The organism is Dokdonella sp., from assembly GCF_051958935.1.
Classification (GTDB): Bacteria; Pseudomonadota; Gammaproteobacteria; order Xanthomonadales; family Rhodanobacteraceae; genus Dokdonella_A.
This window is the reverse complement of sequence record NZ_JBQCFP010000086.1, coordinates 1-18549: the sequence shown is the minus strand read 5'-3', so window position 1 is coordinate 18549 and position 18549 is coordinate 1. Positions and strand designations below refer to the sequence as shown.

Sequence of the window (18549 nt, the reverse complement as noted above, 5' to 3'; positions counted from 1 at the left end):
CTCCAGTAGCGCATCACCCGTGCATCGGAATGCAAGGCGAACAGGCCGTCGGTATCGCGCGGCGCGAGCGCGCGCAGGCGCACGCGTGCGCCCAGGAGTTCGGGAATCGGCGCCTCTGTCGCGTCCATGCGGCCGCCTCAGTGCGCGACGAGCAGCGGCAGGTCGCTGTGCTGGAACAAATGACGCGTGGTGCCGCCGACTACGAGTTCGGTGATGCGCGAATGTCCCCACGCACCCATCACCACGAGGTCCGCATCCATCGCATGCGCCGCGTCGAGCAGCGCCGGGCCGCAATCCTTGCGCGCCGGGAACGCGCTGTACCCCGCGTCGATGCCGTGGCGGGCGAGCCACGGCCGGAGGTCCAACCGCGGCAGGAAGCGCAGGCCGAGCGGGTTCTCGACCGGCTCGCCCTCGAACACCTGCACGTGCTCGGCACGCGCGAGCAAAGGCAGTGCGCCGCGGATCGCGAGCGCCGCCTCGCGGCTCTGGTTCCATGCGACCGCGATGCGCCGACCGACGCACTGCTCTCGCACGCGCTCGGGGACGACGACCACGGGCGAGGACGCGCCGAACACCGTGCGCGACACCAAGCCCCAGCCGGTCGGCGCATCCGGATTGAGCTGCGGCCGCTCGACCACTACGAGGTCGCTCCAGCGCGATGCGTGGCAAAGTGACTCGACCACGTCGCCCTGGCTCGCGTTCCATGCGCCATGCAAGCCGTGCGCATCGAGCGCGGCCTGCCAGAACGGCGCGCGCTGCAGCGCATCGCGGTAGGCGCTTTCCGCCTCGTTGACGTACAAGGCGACCGCCTCGGGTGACGCGAACGCGACCGGCGAGATCGGCACCACGTGCAAGCCGGTCGCGAACGCGTGCAGCCGCTGCGCGAGCGCGAGGCCGACCGTACCCGCGCTGCCGAGCGCATCGGTACGGCGCATGTGGACGAGCAGATCGAAAGGACACGCGACGGATTCGGCCATGGCACGCTCCAGTGACGCGATGGCGATAGCTTACGGCGTCGCGCTCGGTCGTGCGCAACCCGCGCACGCGCAGGTATGCTTGCGGACAGTCATCCTTCGACGAGGAAAACCCATGATGCGCACGGCATGGTTCCTGGGCGCGCTGCTCGCGGTGGCGGCGCCGGCTCACGCGCGCAAGGACCTGGACTGCGAGATGCGTTTCTCGCTCGCCGGCTGGTCCGCGTTCTACAAGACCGCATCGGGCGAGGGCACGGTGACCTGCACCTATGGCGATACCCTGCGCGTCGTCATCGAAGCGAAGGGTGGTGGCCTTACCTTCGGCAAGTCGGAGATCAACGACGGCCGCGGGCGCTTCACCGAGGTCTACGACATCGAGGACGTGCTCGGCGCCTACGCCAGCGCCGGCGCGCACGCGGGCGCGGCGAAGGCTGCCGAGGCGCAGGTGCTGACCAAGGGTCCGGTCTCGCTCGCGCTCTCGGGCAAGGGCAGTGGCTGGGATCTCGGCGTCGCCTTCGGCAAGTTCACGATCCGCCGCCGCTGACGCGCATTGGCGTCTGGCCATACGATGCGGTACGGTGCGCGTGTTGCGGCGCGCCATGCGCCTTGGGAGTGCGCGATGACGACATCGGTGGCGCCGCGCTACAGCGGCAGCGAGGAAATCGCCTCGAGCCTCATCCATGGCGTCGGCATCGTGCTCAGCATCGCCGGCCTCGCCGCGCTCGTCGCGTTCGCGGCGCGCGATGGCGAGGCGCGCCACGTGGCGAGCGTCAGCGTGTACGGCGCGAGCCTGATCCTGCTCTACACCGCCTCGACGCTCTATCACGGCATCCCGTCGCCGCGTGCGAAGCCGGTGCTGCGCACGCTCGATCACGCGGCGATCTTCCTGCTCATCGCCGGCACCTACACGCCGTTCACCCTGATCAGCCTGAAGGGCGCCTGGGGATGGTCGCTGTTCGCGATCGTCTGGCTGCTCGCGTTCGCCGGCATCGGCCTCGAGTTTGCCGGGGTGAAGAGCCGCAGGATCATGGCCGGGCTGTACGTGAGCCTCGGCTGGATCGGCCTCATCGCGATCAAGCCGCTGCTCGCGAGCATCGATGCGGGCGGCCTGTGGCTGTTGTTCGGCGGCGGCGCTGCGTACACGCTCGGCGTGCCGTTCTATCTCAGCCGGCGCCTGCCTTACAGCCACGCGCTGTGGCATCTGTTCGTGCTGCTCGGCAGCGTGCTGCAGTTCTTCGCCGTGTTGTTCTACGTGCTGCCGCCCGCGGCATGAGCGACGGCATGCGCACGCATCGCGGCGGCTGCCACTGCGGCCGCGTACGCTTCGAGGTGGACGCAGCCGCGGTCATCGAAGCGCTCGACTGCAACTGCACGATCTGCCGCATGAGCGGCTACCTGCACCTGATCGTGCCGGCCGCCCGCTTCCGCCTGCTCGCGGGGGCCGATGCGCTCGTCGAGTACACGTTCAACACCGGCACGGCGAAACACCGTTTTTGCGCGCACTGCGGCATCAAGAGCTTCTATGTGCCGCGCTCGAACCCCGACGGTTTCGACATCAACGTGCGCTGCCTCGACCCCGCGACGATCGAACGCATCGAGGTCACGCTGTTCGACGACACGCGCCGCGCCGAGAGCGAGGCCGCGATAGCCCATCTCACCGCGGCCGCGCATTCCAAAGCAACAGACTGAAATACGAAGGGCACGAACCGAGCGGGGCGAACGGGTCGGCTGTGCACCCGCTCCCTGATGTTGTCCTTGGTGTTTCAGGCTTGCGCTCTTCACCTGCGCCTATGCGAGAAATGCGAGCGTGAAGATGCCGAGCATCGCGAAGCAGATCGCGAGCTTGGCGATCGCGCCGACGAGGAAGCCCAGCCACGCGCCGACGCCGACGCCAGTCGCCTTGCGCAAGGTGCCGCCGGCGATGAGTTCGCCCGCGAGCGCGCCGACGAACGGCCCGAGCAGCAGGCCGGGCAGGCCGAGGAACAGGCCGAGCAGGGTGCCGAGCGCCGCGCCGATCACGGCGTAGCGGCTTGCGCCGACCCTCTTCGCCCCGAGCACGCCGGCGACGAAATCGATGCCGAGCGCGATCACGGTCAACGCCCCGAGGACGAACAACGTGAATGCGCCCGCATGCGCGAACCCGTCGGTCCACGCGGCGAGCAGCAACCCGCAGAACACCAGAGGAACCCCCGGCAACGCCGGCAACACAGTGCCGACGAGGCCGACGATGATGAGAATCGTGGCGAGGACATACCAGAGCGCGTGCAGATCCATCGGCGATTCCATCGGGTAACGTGCGGCACGCTAGTGTAGCGGCGCATCAGGGGAACCAACCGTGCCCATCGGCGTGCCGCGCTCATCGTCGTGGGAGCGGCTCCAGCCGCGATGCTCTTCCGCCCGCAGCCCGCACCTTGACCCTCGGCCTCAACAACCACCTCCAACCCTTCGCACCTCACCCCCGGTCCAGCCGGAACTCGATCGGCACGACGCCCCACGCCGCCACGGCCTGGCCGTCGCGCAGCACCGGCCGGAAGTGCGCGCGCTGCACCGCCTCGCGCGCGGCGGTATCGAGGTCGGCATGGCCGGAGCTGCGGGCGATCTCGACGCGCTGCACCTTGCCGTCGGTGTCGACGAGCACGTTGAGCAACACCTCGCCCTGCTGGCGCGAGCGCAACGCGGTCGCCGGGTAGCGCAGCTTCAACGCGCCGTCGTAGGCGAGGCGACGCGATTCGCCCACCGCGCGGGTGGCGGCGATGTCGCTCGTCGCGGCCGGCGTGTCCGGCTGCTCGGGACCGACGTTGACGGGGGCAGGCGCCGGAGGCGCTTCGATCACGCTGCGTGTCGGCGGCACGGGCGCGGGCGGTGGCGGCGCCGCGCGACGGACGGGAGCGCGCGGCGGCGGCTGCCGCTCCGGCGGCGGCGGAAGCGGTGGCGGCGGTTCGATGAGGCTCGCTTCCACGCGGCGCGGTTCGATGCGTTCGACCTGCATTGCAAGCGGCACGGCAAGCGCGAGCGCCGCGACCGCATGCATGAGGAAGCTCGTACCGAGCGCAGCGATGCGCTGCCAGTCGAGGTGCGGGTGATGGACGGCTGCGCGCGTCGCCATGGTCGTGCCTCCTCCGGTGTGTGCACAACCGGTAACGCGGCAGCAGGTGTGGCGGGGTTTGGAGGTGGGACAGCCGCGCTCGTCGGCACTCCTTGTGTCCGAGCATTTGGGGGGGCTTCGCATGGATCTGCATGATGTACGGGTCGCTGTCACGCCCGACGACCTCGCGCGCGTCGGCGCATTCCGCTACCGCATCTACGTCGAGGAACAGCGCAAGTTCGCCGCGCACGCCGACCATGAAGCACGCACGCTGATCGAGCCGCTCGACCGCAAGGCTTCCAGCCTTGTCTACACCATCGAGCGGAGGCGAGATCGTAGCGACGACGCGTGTCGAGTTCCTCGACGAGGATGCGCGCGAGCGCCGTGCCGCCGCGTTGGTCGAAGCGCTGCACGCAGCACAGCGCGAACTTCGACGTTCGCGCATGTTCCGGCATCCGTTCTATTGGGCGGGGTGGCGCAGCTTCAGTCGGCTTGCAGGCTCGACTCGAGCGCCCCTGGACGGTGAGCGACCGCGCGCGACATCAGTTCCTTCGAACGTAGCTGGCAGCGCGGGTGCTAGACGCGTCCGACAACCGGCACCAGTGCACCAGTGACCGCCGAAGCTTCATCGGTCACCAGAAACAAGATCACCTCCGCCAACTGCTCCGGCCTCACCCACTTCCCGAAATCCGCGTTCGGCATGTCGGCGCGATTCGGCGGCGTGTCGATGATGCTCGGCAGGATCGCGTTGACAGTGATGTTGGCGTCCTTGAGCTCTTCGGCGAGGGCTTCGGTGAGGCGCATGACGCCGGCTTTCGACGCGGCGTAAGCGCCAATGCCGGCGGCGGCTTTCGTCGCGGCGTTCGCGCCAATGTTGACGATGCGGCCGGCGCTGCTTTTGCGCAGGTGCGGCAGCGCGGCCTGGCTTGCGGCGGCGGCGGTGCGCACGTTGACGCGGTAGAGCAGGTCCCAGGTGTCGAGGCTGCCGTCGGCGAGCGTTTCCCAGCGGAACGCGCCGGCGATGTTGACGAGCGCGTCGAGGCCGCCGAGGGCATCGGCGGCGGCGTCGATCGCCTTGCGTGCCCCGGCGGCGTCGGCGATGTCGGCGCCGCCGATCGTGGCGATGCCGGCGTCGGCGAGGCCCGGGGGCGCGGCGTCGGCGCGGTCGATCGCGGCGACTTTCGCGCCCGCGGCGGCCGCCACACGCGCGACCGCTGCGCCGAGCGTGCCGAAGCCGCCAGTGATCGCGATGCGCTTGCCTTGCACGTTCATGAAACCTCCTGCGTCGTATCCGGAACGAACATGATAGACGAGCGCGCCGCGATGCGGCGCCGCAGCACTGCGCTGCGCACGGTTAAGGCGCGATTGAGGAGGGCGGGGCTAGCGTCGGGTCGTCGAATTCCCGCTCGGGCAGTCGAAGCGAACCGAGGAGACAGCCATGAAATTCCGTCAGGTATTCTGTGCCCAGGACTATGCGACTGCGCAGGCGGCGATGCTCGCCGCGCGCGCGGCCGGCGCGGACGACGATGACATTTCGCTCATCGCTCGCGCCGACATCGAAATGGAGCGCCTGCCGAACGAGCGCCTCGACACGTCCACGGACATGGTGCCGTCCGCGTTGCGGGGCGCGGGCCTCGGCGCGGCCCTTGGCATCTTCGGCGCGCTCATCGCGCTCCTGATCCCCGCGGTCGACATGAACTTCGCGGGCGCATGCCTCGTCGTGTTCGTCGGGGCCATGGTCGGCGCATGGAGCGCGGCGCTGGTCGGGTCGACCGTGCCGAATCACGTACGCCGCAAATTCGAGCGCGAGATCGACGCGGGCAACATCCTCGTCGTCGTCGATGATCAGCGCGAGCACGAGGCGCAGGTGCGTGAAGCGGTGCGGCACGCAGGCGCGAAGCCGCTGCCGTTCCATGATGCGTCCGTACTGAGCTGAACTCCGTTTCAAGGCGGCTTCGATCGCGACCGCGCTATTGGGGGCGCCCTCCGGTCGAAGTCCGCCTCTCTCCGAGGCGGCCCGGTGATCGTCAATGCGCGCGAGAGCGTGCAATGGCGCCGCGCACGAGCCGCGCGAGTACACGCTCGCGGATCGATGCGGGGTGCGCGAGATCCAGCCGGGCGAGAAGGTCGATGTCGTCCGTTCGTCCGCGCGGCGCGAACAGCGCCGCGACCAGCGACGGCCAGCGCCGCGGATCGCCGACGCGCGACTTAAACCACAACAGCGCCGGCAGCAAACGCTGCTCGGTCGCATCGAAGTCCGTGCCGAACGGGAACGCCGGCAGCAGGCCTGCCGCCTTCGTCACGCGCAGGCGCTCCGCCAGCGCTTCAGGTGTGTTCGAGCGCCATGCGTCCGGCACGCGGAAATCACGTGGCAGCTTGCCGTGGCGTACGGCCGTTGCGGCGAGATCGTCGACGAAGCGCGCGTCGGCGATCGCGAGCATCGCGCGCACGCAGGCTTCGTCGGAACGGCCGCGCAGGTCGGCGATGCCGTACTCGGTTACGTAGATGTCGCGCAGGTGGCGCGGAATCGTCGCGTGCCCATAACTCCAGCGGACGTTGGATTCGAGTGAACGCCCGTTCTTGCGCGTCGCGCGAAGCAGCAGCACCGAGCGCCCTCCCGCGAGTGCGTGCGCCATCGCGACGAAGTTGTACTGGCCGCCGACGCCGCTGACCACGCGGCCGTCCTCGAGCGCATCGGAGGTCGCCGCGCCGAGCAGGGTCGCCATCATGCAGGTGTTGAAAAAGCGCGCATCGCGCCGCTGCTCGGCGTCGAGCAGCTCGCGGCCGCCGTAAAGCTGGTTGACGTCCGACACCGCGCTCATGGCGAGCCCGGCGTAGTCCTCGCCGTCGAGTGCCCGCAACCAGGCGTAGAAGTCCTTCGAGCCGAGGTAGAACGCGCCCTTGAGATAGTGGCCGCCGCGCAGCTTCTGCGGGTCCACCGCGCGATTCGCGGCGAGTGCACGCTCGGTCTCGATGTCGTCGTACACGCGGCGCACCAGGATGCCGGCCCTGCGCAGGTGCATGAAGCCGTCCATGATCATTTCGCTCGCGCCGTAAAGGCCGCGCTCGAACGGCGCGACGCCGCCCCAGCGCGCGACGAGTGCATCGGTGGCGGCGTCGCCGCCGCGCAAGGCGTCGACGGCTGCGCGATAGTCGCCATTGCGGCGCTGGCGCAGCAGCAATGCATGCACGATCGCATCCGACAGCGCGCCGATGCCGATCTGCAAGGTGCCGCCGTCGCGCACGAGCGTGCTCGCGTGCAGGCCGATCGCGTACTCGGCGACGTCGACCGCATTGCGTGGCAGCGCGAACAGCGGCTGCGCAGGCGCGCTGCCGTCGACGAGCCCATCGAAGAAGCCCCCGCCGACTTCCGCCGCGCCGCCGAGGAACGGCAGGTCCGGGTGAACGACGCCGATCACGAGCGGCCGCATGCCGCCGTTCGCGGCGATCGCCTCGAGCACGTCGAGCGTCACATCCGGGTTGCACGACAGGCTGTAGCGCGCGTCGGCGGCGCTGCCACGCGCGGCGACGAGCTGCACGATCGCGTGCAGTTGCGCGTGCTCGGCGAGATCGCGCGCGACCGCGGTGTAGTTGATGCTCGCGTAGTCGCGCTGCGCGCGTGGTGCGTGCATCATCGCGCCGGACTGGAAGTAGAACTCCTCGATGCGCACGTTCGGCGGCACGCGATCGGCTTTCATGTCGGCGACGTAGTCGAGTCGTGGATAGTCGGCGCCGAACTGGCGGGCGAGGAACGGCCCGAGGAAGCGACGTTCGAGTTCGCTGCCCGCCTCGGGGAGGTCGAGCGACAGCGCGGTGTAGAGCGTCAGCCGGCGCGACGCATCGGCCTTGAAGCGTGCGTACAGCGCATTGAGCAGGTGATTGGGCTTGCCGAGGCCGAGCGGCGCGGCGACCGCGACGTGCGCTCCGCCGCGCTCGAGGATGCGCGCGACTGCCGCATCGATCGTCATCGGTGTCGTCATCACCTGCGTCCGTTCGCGAGGATCGGCGCAGGGTAGCGCATGCCCGCGGCGACGCGAAGCACGGAAGCAGCGCACACGGAGACATGCGCAGTCCGGTCGAGTGCAATCGTCCATTCGGCCGGGTTCTGCGATCGAGCTCTCCGTGCGCGTCGCGCGTCACCTTCCTCTTGTTGCGATGAATGCGCGCTGCCCCGACCGCGGATGCATTCATGGGATGTCGTGTCGACGACGGCGATGCTGCAGGTACTCGCCAACCCGGTGAGTCTTTCCATCGCAACCAGGAGCACGACCATGGGTCAGCAGAACAACCCGCAGCAGAACAACCAGAACCAGACGCAGCGCCAGCAGGGCCAGGGCGGTCAGCAGGGCCAGGGCGGCCAGCAGGGCCAGCAGGGCCAGGGCGGCCAGCAAGGCCAGCGCAACGACGACGCCAACCAGCGCTCGACGCAGCAGCAGGGCCGCGAAGGCGGCTCCAACAACAACATGGGCGACCAGGACGGCGAAGGCCGCCGCATGCGCGATCAGAGCGACGTCGAAGGCAACCGCGGCAGCCGCGGCGACCAGGCGAACGCACGTTGATGCATGGCGGGAGGGCGATGCCCTCCCGCGTTTCCCCCACGCGCGCGGCTAGCCAGACCGCGTGAGCACGAGTTCGCAATACTCGCGCAGGCGCGCCAGCGCCATGGTCGCGCCTCGTGGTATCCCGTCCGTCTGTGCGGGCCGCAGATAGTGCAACACGTCGAGGCATTTCAGCCGCAGCATCGGGTCCACGGTGGTCGACACGATCACCGTCAGATATTCACAGGCATCGGCGGGTTCGATGCGCTCCATGGAATCCAGCACGGCGAGCGCGTCACGATGACACCGATGCATGCCTTCCCGCTTGGGCTGCGCTTCCGGTGACCGCATGGCAGGGGTCGGATCAGGGACTGGCACGGGCGCCTCCAGAGCATGCCGGGCCGAGCTTGCCCCATCGTTCGTAAAACCCGTGTTCAGGTGGCGAGTGAAGGCCGTCACGTTTCAGCCGTCCAAAAGGCTGAACGAGAAAATTTTTCCGATTGCGGCGCCATCGTTCAGGCAGGTACGTTCCCCGTTCGCAACTGAACGACGATTGGAGGGCGTCATGCACGACATGTTCGATTCGCTGTTCTCACCCACCACGCTCGGCTCGACCTCGACGGAACCCGCACGTCTGGCCAAGGCGGCGCGCAAGGCGATCCGGAATTTCGGCGTGCCGACCACCGTGTTCATCGACTGCCACAATGCGGTGATCGCGCAGCCGACGGCGTATGCGGGCGATCACGACGTCGACGAGATCGTCGGCATCTACGGGCCGGACATCGAAGCGGAAGACATCGGCGACGACCTTCGCGCGTGCATTGCGCCGCGACTGGCGGCGATCGGCATCCTCGTGCATTGGCAGGACGCGTGTCGCGCCGCCTGAGCGGCTGGCGCGTCGACGGTCCGGAGGCTAAGGCTCCGATCAGCCCGGACGCCGCTCGGGATCGTGGCCGTAGGTGTACTCGTGCTCGATCGAACCATCCGCGCGATGGACGACGAGCTGCGCATCCTGGCCGACGTCCTGCAGTTCGTGCGCCCGCTTCTGGCCGGCGGCTTCCGCTTCGGCCTTCGTCTCGAACGCGGTGATCGTTCGGCCGCGCGCCTGCAGGTGCCAGCGACCGTCCACTTGCCGATGAACAAGGTGCATTACGTAACGTGCCATGTCGTCCTCCTTCACGCGCACTGGGCGATGCCGGGGTCGTCGTAGCCGAAGGGGACCCAGCGGTCGAGCACGCCATCGGTGTCGTAGACGATCAGTTCGCACGGACGCCCTTGCGCGAGCAACGCATTGCCGCGCGCCATCGCCGCAAGCTCCGCCTCGATCTCCTGCGCGAACGATGCGATCGACGCGCCGTCCACTTCGATGTGCCACAGACCATCGTCCGCGCGATGCGTGACGTGCATGACATGACGGGCCATGGGTACAGACTCCTCTGCAACGGGGATGCCATCAGAGCAGTGCGGCCCTGAACCCCGGCGCGCTTGAAATCAGGGCATTCATCGTCGCGATAGCTGAGACGATCGCCATGATCATCGGCCCATGCACACGCTCGGCGAGGTCAAGGCTCATTGCGATGGCGGCGCGGACACGGTGACCCTGACGCGCGCCGAGTGGGAGTCGATCTGCGCGGTGCTGCGCTCGTACTGCGCCACCGGCAAGCAGCGGCGCGAGGCGGAGCACGAAACCGAGCGCGTCAAGCGCATCGCGCGACCCGTCTGGCGCGCGTGCGCGCGCACGTCGCGCCACATGCGCTGGGCGATCGCGTGCTCGCCGCACGCCGTCAGCACCGGCCTCGTGATCGAATGGGAGATGCGATTGCGCCATGCGATGACCGTGCGCTGGCAGGATCTTCCGCCCGGCCACCCGGGACGGCGACCGCGCGGGCGCTGAGCACCGTCGTTCAGGCGGCCGCGCTATGCTGAGCGTTCCCGCGCACAGCCGGCATGCATGCACTCGTGAAGATCGCCACTTTCAACATCAACGGCATCCGCTCGCGACTCGCCAACCTGCTGCATTGGCTCGAACGCGAGGCACCCGATGTCGTGTGCCTGCAGGAACTCAAGGCGCCCGATGCGATGTTCCCGGCGAAGGCGCTCGCCGACGCCGGCTACGAGTCGGTGTGGATGGGGCAGAGCGCATGGAACGGCGTCGCGATCCTCGCCAAGGGCGTGAAGCCCGTCGTGAGCCGGCGTGGCCTCCCGGGCGACCCCAGCGACACGCAGAGCCGCTACATCGAGGCGGCCGTCGATGGTGTCGTCATCGGCTGCCTGTACCTCCCCAACGGCAACCCGCAGCCGGGCCCGAAGTTCGACTACAAGCTCGCCTGGTTCGAGCGGCTCATCGCGCATGCGTCGAAGCTGTATGCGAGCCCGCATCCGTTCCTGTTCGCCGGCGATTTCAACGTCGTGCCGACCGACTTCGACATCTACAACACGCGCTCGTGGTTGAAGGACGCCCTGCTGCAGCCCGAATCGCGCGAGTGCTCTGCGCGGCTCCTTGCGCAGGGATGGGTCGATGCGCTGCGCACGCTGCATCCGGACGAGCGCATCTACACGTTCTGGGATTATTTCCGCCGCCACTGGGAAACCGATTCCGGCCTGCGCATCGACCACCTGCTGCTCAACAAGCGCCTCGCGCCACGTCTCGTCGACGCCGGTGTCGATCGCTGGGTGCGCGGCGAGAAGGGCGCGAGCGACCACGCGCCGACGTGGATCGTGCTCGGCGACGCGCCGCGGCGCTCCGCGGCAAGACGGTGCCGCGCGGTGCGCGCCGGGGCGTGACGCATTCGCCCGAGTCTGCGCCTGCAGCCTTTGGATATGCCGGGCGATGGGGTGGGTGCAAGCGTTGGTACTTCCGGCACGCTCGACCAGCGGCGATCTGGTCTAGCGTTCCGCGCATCGATCATCGCGATTCGCTGCGGGAGGTTGCCATGCCCACCATGGACCGTCGGCAGTTCCTCGAGCTCTCCGTCGCGCTCGGCGCCGCACTCGCCTGGGGCTGCACGCCGGTGCGGCCCTCGTCGAGCGGGTGGCGCGAGCGCCGCGACCTGTATCCGCAAGGCGTCGCGTCGGGCGACCCCGACGACAACAGCGTCTTGCTCTGGACGCGGCGTCCGTACGCGGACGGTCGCGACGCCGCGACCTTGCATGTCGAGGTCGCGGAGGACGCGGCGTTCACGCGCGTGATCGCGAAGACGACGGCGCGCGTGCAGGGCGCGTCCGACTGGACCTGCCGCGTGCTCGTCGGCCACCTCGAAGCGGCACGCGAATACTGGTATCGCTTCGTCGACGAGGACGGCAACGGCAGTCGCGTCGGCCGCACGATCACCGCGCCGCACCCCGACGACCCGCGGCCGGCGCGCTTCGCCTTCGTCAGTTGCCAGGACGTGTGCGAAGGCTACTTGAACGGCTATCGGCGCATGATCTTCGAAGACGAACGCGCGGCGCCCGAAGAACGCATCGGCTTCGTGCTGCACCTCGGCGACTTCATCTACGAAGTCGTGCAGTACCCGGACCAGGTCAAGGACGGCCACCGTTACGACCGCCTCATCACCTTCCCGATCAGGTATCCGAAGGGCAAGACGGTCGCCAAGAACCGCTTCTGGGTGCCCGATTCGCTCGAGGACTACCGCGTCGCCTACCACGCCTACCTGCAGGAGCCGGATCTGCAGGACGCGCGTGCACGCTGGCCGTTCGTCGCGATCTGGGACAACCACGAGTTCTCGTGGAACGGCTGGCAGTCGATCCAGGAATTCCCCGGCACCGAAGGCTGGGTGCCCGCGCAGACCCTGAAGGTCGCCGCGAACCAGGCCTGGTTCGAATACCAGCCCGCGCGTGTGTTGCCGCCGGGCTCGAAGCTCGATGTCTTCGATGCGCCGCACGTCGTCGATACCGCGATCAACGAGTTCGACGACGACGGGCTCGGCACCGAGCCGAACAACCGCACCGCGATCGACAGCCTGATCGCGTACCGCGCGTTGCGCTGGGGTCGGCACATCGACCTCTTCGTCACCGACCAGCACAGCTTCCGCTCGCGCGATCCCGGCAACCACGACGAGATCAACCCGCTGTTCGAGGACGATAAGCTCGGTTTCGTCCCCGAGGAACTGTGGGCGCAACTCGATGCCGGCCGCGACTACGCGAACGGCCATCCGCCGGCACGACTGTCCCTCGGCGACAAGAGCGTCGCCAACTATCGCGCGGGCGAAGCGCCGCAGACGATCCTCGGCGCGAAACAGAAGGCATGGTTCCTCGAACGCCTGCGCAACGCGCAGGCGACGTGGAAGATCTGGGGCAATTCGCTCGGCACGCCCGATTGGCGCGTCGATGCGCAGAACCTTCCCGCCGCGCTCGGCCCCTGGAAGGGCGCCGGTTACGGCCTCATGGCCGCGAGCGACTGGGGCGGCGCCTACCACGAGCGCGCGGAGATCTTCGACACCGTGCGCGACGCGGGCATTGCGGGTTTCGCGATCGTCTCGGGCGATCGCCACAGCTTCTGGGCAGGCTACGCCGCGAAAGCGCTGCCGCCTGCAGCCTTCGAACCCGTCGGCGTCACCTTCGTCGGCGGCTCGCTCTGTTCGCCCGGCATGGCCGAAGCGAACGAGCACAACCTCAAGCCCGACAACTCGCTGCGTCCCATCTACGTCGCCAACCCGGACGGTGGGCCACTGCAGCACACCGTCAACCTCACGCTTCGCCACGGCGTGCGTTCGGCCTTGGAATACGCGAGCAGCGGCGACCTCGCCAAGGCGCATGCGCTGAGCAATCCCGAACTCGCGCCGCATCTCTCCTTCGTCGACATGGCCGGCCACGGCTACGCCACCGTGCGCGTCGATGCGGGCACGATGGTCACCGAGTTCGTCTGCATCCCGCGGCCGATCGAACGGAGCAAGAGTCCCGACGGCGGGCCGCTGCGCTACCGCGTGCGTCACGAAGTGCGGTTGTGGAAAGCAGGCGAGAGGCCGCGGATGCGACACGTGGTCGTCGAGGGTGACGTTGGCTTGTCGATCTGAATCAGCTGGCGTTCCGCTCGCGCCATCTCTTCGCGGATGCCTCCACCAGCTCGCCTCTTGTGGCTCTCGCCTAAGCGCAGTGCGGAAAAGCGCTGGTTACGCAACCTTCACGTGCTGCGCGTATGATGCAGACCACCTCCTGCCTAGGTGCGAAGCGGTGGGGCTTCCCGATCACGGGTCCCGGCGCGCACGATGAGCTAAGACAGTCAGCTCATTCCCCGGTAGCCGCACTCCAGCCCGATCTGATCCGGCGGGCCTACGGGAACCACCATGAGCAACATGTCCGGCCCCAACGGCAGTTGGCCCGTCGTCGCGACCGTGGAGGTGGACGACGATGAACTCATCGCCCGCATACTTCCGCGCGTCACGCCCGGCTTTCGCTTCGAGCGTGCCTCGGCTGCACCGAAAGGATTCGTCTGGATCGATATCCATGTCGACTTCGGCCTCGGTGCGGAACACGCCACCCACGTCGCGCGCAGCGTGGTCGACGAACTCGCGAGCTGCGGGTTCCGCAGCTTCCGTATCGTTGCCGGCGCAGCCTACCTCGACCTCGCGGGCGATTCGCACGGCGAGGGGGCATGACCACGGGAATCGATGATCCACGCACGATCCGGTACGTGATGCGCGTCGCCCGCCGCCGTCGCGATGGCAGGTGGCATGTGGAAGAAGCCGGCCACCACTCGATCGCATTCGCGATGAAGGACGAGGCGGAAACGGCAGCCCGCATGCGCGGCACGCGCAGGGCGACCCCCGTGGCGCCAGTGGTCGCAACGACACCACCGGCGGAACCGTCCACTGCAGCGACGGGCAAACCTGCTGACGCAGTGAGGCCCGCCGCGGCGCCGGCGCGCAACCCCCTGTACCGTCCGCCGACGGTGATTGTTTTCCACTGCCCGTAGTGCCGCTGGCCGGGTGACCACCAGCGGACCCAGGGCCCGCTGGTCTTGCGTACGCCGAACAGCGCTCACATCGACCTGTTACGGCAGCGCTCGCGCGATCTCCGTGGGGCGCCGCAGTGAGCGCGATCGAACATTTTTCGTCGTTCCCGTCCCGCCAGCGATCCGACCGGCAGGGCCCCCCTTTCGCTGCCGGCCTGCGACTACCTCTCGCGACCCGCACGAGCGCCTGTCATGATCGCGTGGCCTTCCTCCGCACATGCAGAGGCATTCGACAGGTCGACCGAATCTCCCGCTGATCGCGGCGTTCGTCGCGGGACTTGCTGCGGGCTACGTGGTGGCTTCCTTCGTCACTTCATCGCGGGCCGATGATCTGGTCGCCGCGTCCTATCTGCGAAGCGCGAGCGACGTCAGGTCCTTCGCGCAAGCCTTGGAGGAGATTCGAACGCGGCCGATGCGCAGGCGGTCCAGCGACTCGAGGCCTATCTCTCTATCGCGCTGGTTTCCCTCAGCGACTACGAAACGGTGTTCGCGGCCGAAAGGCGCGAACCCCGGATCCATGAAGCCTTGGCCGCTGTGCGCAAGTACGTCGCGAGCCATCCGGAAGCCACACCGCCACCCGAAGCGGTTCGCGCGCTTGCGATGACCGACGACGCTACCGACTCCACGCTCGCGCATCGGGCTACGGCCGATTCTGCGAATCGATCCTACTAATTGGTTTGCGCCATAACACTTGGCGGATATAGGCCTCAAAGCGCAGATCTTCTTCGACAGCGCGGACGCCGGATTCGAGCGCGCGATTCCGGCGGGGCGACTGTTGGCTCACCGTACTTCGCATCGGCGGCCTTGCTGGCAACCACGTCACAATATTGCAAGTGCTTTCAATGGAAAATGCGGCATCGTCCGAAAGTTCCAGGCACTCACGCCGTTCGCTGCTCAGGAGTCCGTCGCCAATGAAAAGGTCAATGCTCGCCATAGCCATCGCCGCTACGTGCGTTTGCGACGCGGCGTATGCCGGCAACGTGTCGCTTGCACTGGTCAGTCACAGCTACACGGGCGCCTTTCCCAATGGATCGGCCGCAGACGCCGCCATCAGTGCCGACGGCAACGTCGTCGTGTTCTCCGACAACGCAGCGAACCTTGTTAATCCGCCGCTGCCGTCCAACCCGGGCCGCCAGATTTTCGCGTACACCCGTTCGACCGGCTCCATCGAGTTGATTAGCCACGATGCCTTGGGTAATCCCGGAAACGCAATAAGCGACGCGCCGCGCGTCTCCGGCGATGGCCGCTACGTCGTCTTCAGTTCTTACGCGACCAATCTGGTGCCGGGGGACACGAATGGGTGGACCGACGTCTTCTACTACGATCGCACACTCGGCACGATGCAGATCGTGTCCGCCAGTGCGAGCGGCACGCTCGGAAACGCGAACAGCGTCGGCGGACAAGACATATCTCGCGACGGAAAGACGATCGTTTTCTCCTCGAATGCGTCCAATCTCGTGGCGGGTGACACTAACGGAACGGCCGATATCTTTGTCAGGATGCTGAATACCCCGGTATTCATGACGATCGCAAGCACCGGTGCCTCAGGCCAGGCCAACAATTGGAGCGACAACCCGGTTGTAAGCGGCGATGGGAGTGCCGTGGCGTTTCGGTCGCCGGCCAGCAACCTCGTGTCGGGAGCAACAGGGCTCGTCACCCATGCGTACATCCACGACGCGTTCGGTACGACGCTTCTGAACGTCTCGCCGTCGCCCATGGTCGTCGGCGATGCCAGTGTTTCCACTGGATATGCGATCAATGACACCGGTTCACTCGTAGCATTCCCGTCGAGCGCCACGAACTTGGTCGCCGGCGACACAAATGCCTTCGCGGATGCCTTTGTGCGTGACGTCCCGGCGACGACAACCTATCTCGCCAGCCTCTCGAGTTCCGGTGCACAGGGCAACTCACATGTATCCGCGCGCTTGGCCATGAGCGACGATGGGCGCTATCTCGCATTCAATTCATCGGCCAACAACTTCTACGCGCCGGACACCAATGGGACTGCCGACATTTTCGTCCGCGATCGGACGGTCGGTACGACCGATCTGGTCAGTCAGACGCCAGCGGGGGTCCAGGCCAATGATTCAAGCCAGAAGCCATCGATGAGCGCCGACGGCCAGTACATTGTGTTCATTTCGCGGGCGGGAAACCTGGATCCTGGCGCTTCTGGCGGCAACAACCAGGTGTTCATCGCGCAGCGTTGGTAGGCAGGCTGGAGAACCGCATCGGGCTGGCGCGGGGCCGCGCGCGTGGCGCCGCGGCTTCAAGAAGACCGAAGCGGATTACCGCCGCCGCTCGCCGTGCGTTGTCAGCGCGGCGGGCAGGTTCAATAGGCGCAGCGTGCTTCGGTAGTCTTCCATGTCGGTGAGGGGGCCGTAGCCTCGGAGGACAAAGGCCGCGTGCAGTCGCCCCGAGGACATTTCCGTCCGTTCTCTCCCAAATTGCGAAAGGTCACGCGGTCGCTTCAAGAACCCGCGCCGCTTGCGCGAGAAGATAATCCCGCTCCGGCCCACTCGCCGTCTTCGCCGCCGCAGCAAGGTAGTGCTCGATCGCACGTTCGCGATCGCCCGCGCGTTCCAGCAGATGCGCGCGCACCGCATCGAGGCGGTAGTGGCCTGCGATGCGCTTGTCGCCGGCGATCATGGCGAGCCGTTCGAGGCCGGCGGTGGGACCATGCACCATGGCGAGGGCGATCGCGTGGTTGAGCGCGACCATCGGGTTGTCGGCGAGGCGCAGCAGCACGGTGTAGAGCGCGAGGATCTGCGGCCAGTCCGTCGCGTCCGCGCTCGGCGCTTCGTCGTGCACCGCGGCGATCGCGGCTTGAAGCTGATACGCACCGACGGCGCCGCGTGAGAGCGTCGCGGAGATCAGTGCCACGCCTTCGTCGATGAGCGCGCGGTTCCACAGGCGGCGGTCCTGACGATCGAGCGACACGAGTTCGCCGTGCGCACCGGTGCGCGCGGGGCGGCGTGCGTCGGTGAGCAGCATCAGTGCGAGCAGGCCCGCGACTTCACCTTCGCGCGGCAGCAGCGCATGCACGTCGCGCGCGAGGCGGATCGCTTCGTCGGACAGGTCCGTGCGGTGCAACGCATCGCCGCTGCTGGTCGTGTAGCCCTCGTTGAAGACGAGGTAGAGCACATGCAGCACCGCGTCGAGGCGCGCGGCGCGCTCCTCCGCATCCGGCATCGCGAACGGCACGCCGGAATCGCGGATTGTCTGCTTCGCGCGGCTGATCCGCTGCGCCATCGTCGCCTCCGGCACGAGGAACGCACGCGCGATCTCGGCGGTGGTGAGGCCGCCGACCGCACGCAGGGTCAGCGCGATCGCCGACGACGTCGTCAGCGCCGGATGGCAGCACATGAACAGCAGCACGAGCGTGTCGTCCGGGTCCGCCGGGAAGTCGTCGTCGCCGAATGCGGGTGCCTGCGCGGGCGTTTCCCACAAGGCGAGCAAGGTTTCGCGCTGGCGCCGCGCGAGCTCGCTGCGCACGTGGTCGGTCATGCGCCGTCCCGCGACGTGGGTGAGCCACGCGCGCGGGTTGTCCGGCAGGCCCTCGTGCGGCCACTGCATCGCCGCGGCGAGCAGCGCTTCCTGCACCGCGTCTTCCGACGCGGCGAAGTCGCCGTAACGGCGCACGACCGCGCCGAGCACCTGCGGTGCGAGTTCGCGCAGCAGGCGCTCGACGCCGCCGCGTTCCATCACGCGTCGACCGGCGGCGCGCTCATCACCTGGCGTACTTCGATCGGCATGTTGAGCGGCGCGCCGCCCTTGCCGGGCGCGGCGGACGCCTGCGCCGCGATCGCGTAGGCGCGCTCGGTGCTGTCCACGTCGATGATCCAGAACCCGGCGAGGAAGTCCTTCGCCTCCGCGAACGGCCCGTCCGTATCCGGCGAGCCATCCGCGCGCGCCCGCACGAGCTTCGCTTCCTCGGGACCGGCGAGGCCCTGCGCATCGACGAGTTCTCCCGATGCGCGCAGCTGCGCGTTGAGATCCATC

23 protein-coding genes are annotated in these 18549 nt (G+C 67.9%); 13 read left to right on the top strand and 10 right to left on the bottom strand.

Annotation, left to right across the window (positions count from 1 at the left end; all coding sequences use genetic code 11):
• Window positions 1-137 precede the first annotated feature (137 nt).
• Window positions 138-977, bottom strand: a complete 840-nt coding sequence (locus ACTHK2_RS07930) for a universal stress protein (RefSeq protein ID WP_440245164.1) — start codon at window positions 975-977, stop codon at window positions 138-140.
• Window positions 978-1089: 112 nt separating this feature from the next.
• Between ACTHK2_RS07930 and ACTHK2_RS07925 the strand changes: the two genes are divergently transcribed.
• The 3 genes from ACTHK2_RS07925 (at window position 1090) to ACTHK2_RS07915 (ending at window position 2663) form a co-directional block, all read left to right on the top strand.
• Complete coding sequence (locus ACTHK2_RS07925; RefSeq protein WP_440245163.1) at window positions 1090-1518, top strand: hypothetical protein; 429 nt, start codon at window positions 1090-1092, stop codon at window positions 1516-1518.
• Window positions 1519-1593: 75 nt separating this feature from the next.
• Window positions 1594-2247 carry a PAQR family membrane homeostasis protein TrhA gene (gene trhA / locus ACTHK2_RS07920; protein ID WP_440245162.1) on the top strand — a complete coding sequence of 218 codons (654 nt, stop codon included), beginning with the start codon at window positions 1594-1596 and terminating at the stop codon, window positions 2245-2247.
• 8 nt (window positions 2248-2255) lie between these two features.
• A complete protein-coding gene (locus ACTHK2_RS07915) occupies window positions 2256-2663 on the top strand; it encodes a GFA family protein (protein WP_440245161.1) in 408 nt (135 codons plus the stop codon).
• Between the two features lie 99 nt (window positions 2664-2762).
• Here ACTHK2_RS07915 and ACTHK2_RS07910 read toward each other — a convergent pair whose 3' ends face one another.
• Together ACTHK2_RS07910 and ACTHK2_RS07905 are read right to left on the bottom strand one after the other, a co-directional pair.
• The gene (locus tag ACTHK2_RS07910; RefSeq protein WP_440245160.1) at window positions 2763-3248 is read right to left on the bottom strand and encodes a DUF456 domain-containing protein; all 486 of its coding nucleotides are present in this window, start codon (window positions 3246-3248) and stop codon (window positions 2763-2765) included.
• A 178-nt stretch (window positions 3249-3426) separates the two neighbouring features.
• Complete coding sequence (locus tag ACTHK2_RS07905; protein ID WP_440245159.1) at window positions 3427-4080, bottom strand: energy transducer TonB; 654 nt, start codon at window positions 4078-4080, stop codon at window positions 3427-3429.
• Between the two features lie 121 nt (window positions 4081-4201).
• On the opposite strand from ACTHK2_RS07905, the gene ACTHK2_RS07900 reads away from it, so the two are divergent.
• Window positions 4202-4585 (top strand): hypothetical protein, encoded by a 384-nt coding sequence (locus ACTHK2_RS07900; protein ID WP_440245158.1) that lies wholly within the window; start codon window positions 4202-4204, stop codon window positions 4583-4585.
• A gap of 50 nt (window positions 4586-4635) precedes the next feature.
• On the opposite strand, the gene ACTHK2_RS07895 is transcribed toward ACTHK2_RS07900, so the two are convergent.
• On the bottom strand, window positions 4636-5331 hold the full coding sequence (locus ACTHK2_RS07895; RefSeq protein ID WP_440245157.1) for an SDR family NAD(P)-dependent oxidoreductase: 696 nt from the start codon (window positions 5329-5331) through the stop codon (window positions 4636-4638).
• Window positions 5332-5497: 166 nt separating this feature from the next.
• On the opposite strand from ACTHK2_RS07895, the gene ACTHK2_RS07890 reads away from it, so the two are divergent.
• On the top strand, window positions 5498-5995 hold the full coding sequence (locus tag ACTHK2_RS07890) for a hypothetical protein (RefSeq protein ID WP_440245156.1): 498 nt from the start codon (window positions 5498-5500) through the stop codon (window positions 5993-5995).
• A 91-nt stretch (window positions 5996-6086) separates the two neighbouring features.
• On the opposite strand, the gene ACTHK2_RS07885 is transcribed toward ACTHK2_RS07890, so the two are convergent.
• Window positions 6087-8039: an acetyl-CoA hydrolase/transferase C-terminal domain-containing protein gene (locus tag ACTHK2_RS07885; protein ID WP_440245155.1), complete on the bottom strand. Its 1953-nt coding sequence runs from the start codon at window positions 8037-8039 to the stop codon at window positions 6087-6089.
• A 201-nt stretch (window positions 8040-8240) separates the two neighbouring features.
• Here ACTHK2_RS07885 and ACTHK2_RS07880 point away from each other — a divergent pair, with 201 nt between their 5' ends.
• The gene (locus ACTHK2_RS07880) at window positions 8241-8618 is read left to right on the top strand and encodes a hypothetical protein (protein WP_440245154.1); all 378 of its coding nucleotides are present in this window, start codon (window positions 8241-8243) and stop codon (window positions 8616-8618) included.
• A gap of 48 nt (window positions 8619-8666) precedes the next feature.
• On the opposite strand, the gene ACTHK2_RS07875 is transcribed toward ACTHK2_RS07880, so the two are convergent.
• Window positions 8667-8948: a hypothetical protein gene (locus ACTHK2_RS07875; RefSeq protein WP_440245153.1), complete on the bottom strand. Its 282-nt coding sequence runs from the start codon at window positions 8946-8948 to the stop codon at window positions 8667-8669.
• 94 nt (window positions 8949-9042) lie between these two features.
• On the opposite strand from ACTHK2_RS07875, the gene ACTHK2_RS07870 reads away from it, so the two are divergent.
• Window positions 9043-9483, top strand: a complete 441-nt coding sequence (locus ACTHK2_RS07870) for a hypothetical protein (protein WP_440245152.1) — start codon at window positions 9043-9045, stop codon at window positions 9481-9483.
• 39 nt (window positions 9484-9522) lie between these two features.
• Here ACTHK2_RS07870 and ACTHK2_RS07865 read toward each other — a convergent pair whose 3' ends face one another.
• Window positions 9523-9762 (bottom strand): DUF2188 domain-containing protein, encoded by a 240-nt coding sequence (locus ACTHK2_RS07865; protein WP_440245151.1) that lies wholly within the window; start codon window positions 9760-9762, stop codon window positions 9523-9525.
• Between the two features lie 11 nt (window positions 9763-9773).
• Window positions 9774-10019, bottom strand: a complete 246-nt coding sequence (locus ACTHK2_RS07860) for a hypothetical protein (protein WP_440245150.1) — start codon at window positions 10017-10019, stop codon at window positions 9774-9776.
• Window positions 10020-10140: 121 nt separating this feature from the next.
• On the opposite strand from ACTHK2_RS07860, the gene ACTHK2_RS07855 reads away from it, so the two are divergent.
• From ACTHK2_RS07855 to ACTHK2_RS07830, 6 genes are all read left to right on the top strand, one after another.
• Complete coding sequence (locus ACTHK2_RS07855) at window positions 10141-10491, top strand: hypothetical protein (RefSeq protein ID WP_440245149.1); 351 nt, start codon at window positions 10141-10143, stop codon at window positions 10489-10491.
• A 65-nt stretch (window positions 10492-10556) separates the two neighbouring features.
• On the top strand, window positions 10557-11381 hold the full coding sequence (gene xth, locus ACTHK2_RS07850) for an exodeoxyribonuclease III (protein WP_440245148.1): 825 nt from the start codon (window positions 10557-10559) through the stop codon (window positions 11379-11381).
• 149 nt (window positions 11382-11530) lie between these two features.
• Entirely contained in the window at window positions 11531-13612 is a 2082-nt protein-coding gene (locus ACTHK2_RS07845) for an alkaline phosphatase D family protein (RefSeq protein WP_440245147.1), read from the top strand.
• 270 nt (window positions 13613-13882) lie between these two features.
• On the top strand, window positions 13883-14194 hold the full coding sequence (locus ACTHK2_RS07840; protein WP_440245146.1) for a hypothetical protein: 312 nt from the start codon (window positions 13883-13885) through the stop codon (window positions 14192-14194).
• Complete coding sequence (locus ACTHK2_RS07835) at window positions 14191-14511, top strand: hypothetical protein (protein WP_440245145.1); 321 nt, start codon at window positions 14191-14193, stop codon at window positions 14509-14511. Before ACTHK2_RS07840 ends, ACTHK2_RS07835 begins: the two co-directional genes overlap by 4 nt.
• A gap of 962 nt (window positions 14512-15473) precedes the next feature.
• Window positions 15474-16760: a hypothetical protein gene (locus ACTHK2_RS07830; RefSeq protein ID WP_440245144.1), complete on the top strand. Its 1287-nt coding sequence runs from the start codon at window positions 15474-15476 to the stop codon at window positions 16758-16760.
• A gap of 244 nt (window positions 16761-17004) precedes the next feature.
• On the opposite strand, the gene ACTHK2_RS07825 is transcribed toward ACTHK2_RS07830, so the two are convergent.
• Window positions 17005-18252, bottom strand: a complete 1248-nt coding sequence (locus ACTHK2_RS07825) for an RNA polymerase sigma factor (RefSeq protein WP_440245142.1) — start codon at window positions 18250-18252, stop codon at window positions 17005-17007.
• Window positions 18252-18549, bottom strand: a 298-nt coding sequence (locus ACTHK2_RS07820) for a YciI family protein (protein WP_440245141.1), incomplete at its 5' end; no start/stop codon positions are given. The genes ACTHK2_RS07820 and ACTHK2_RS07825, both read right to left, overlap by 1 nt.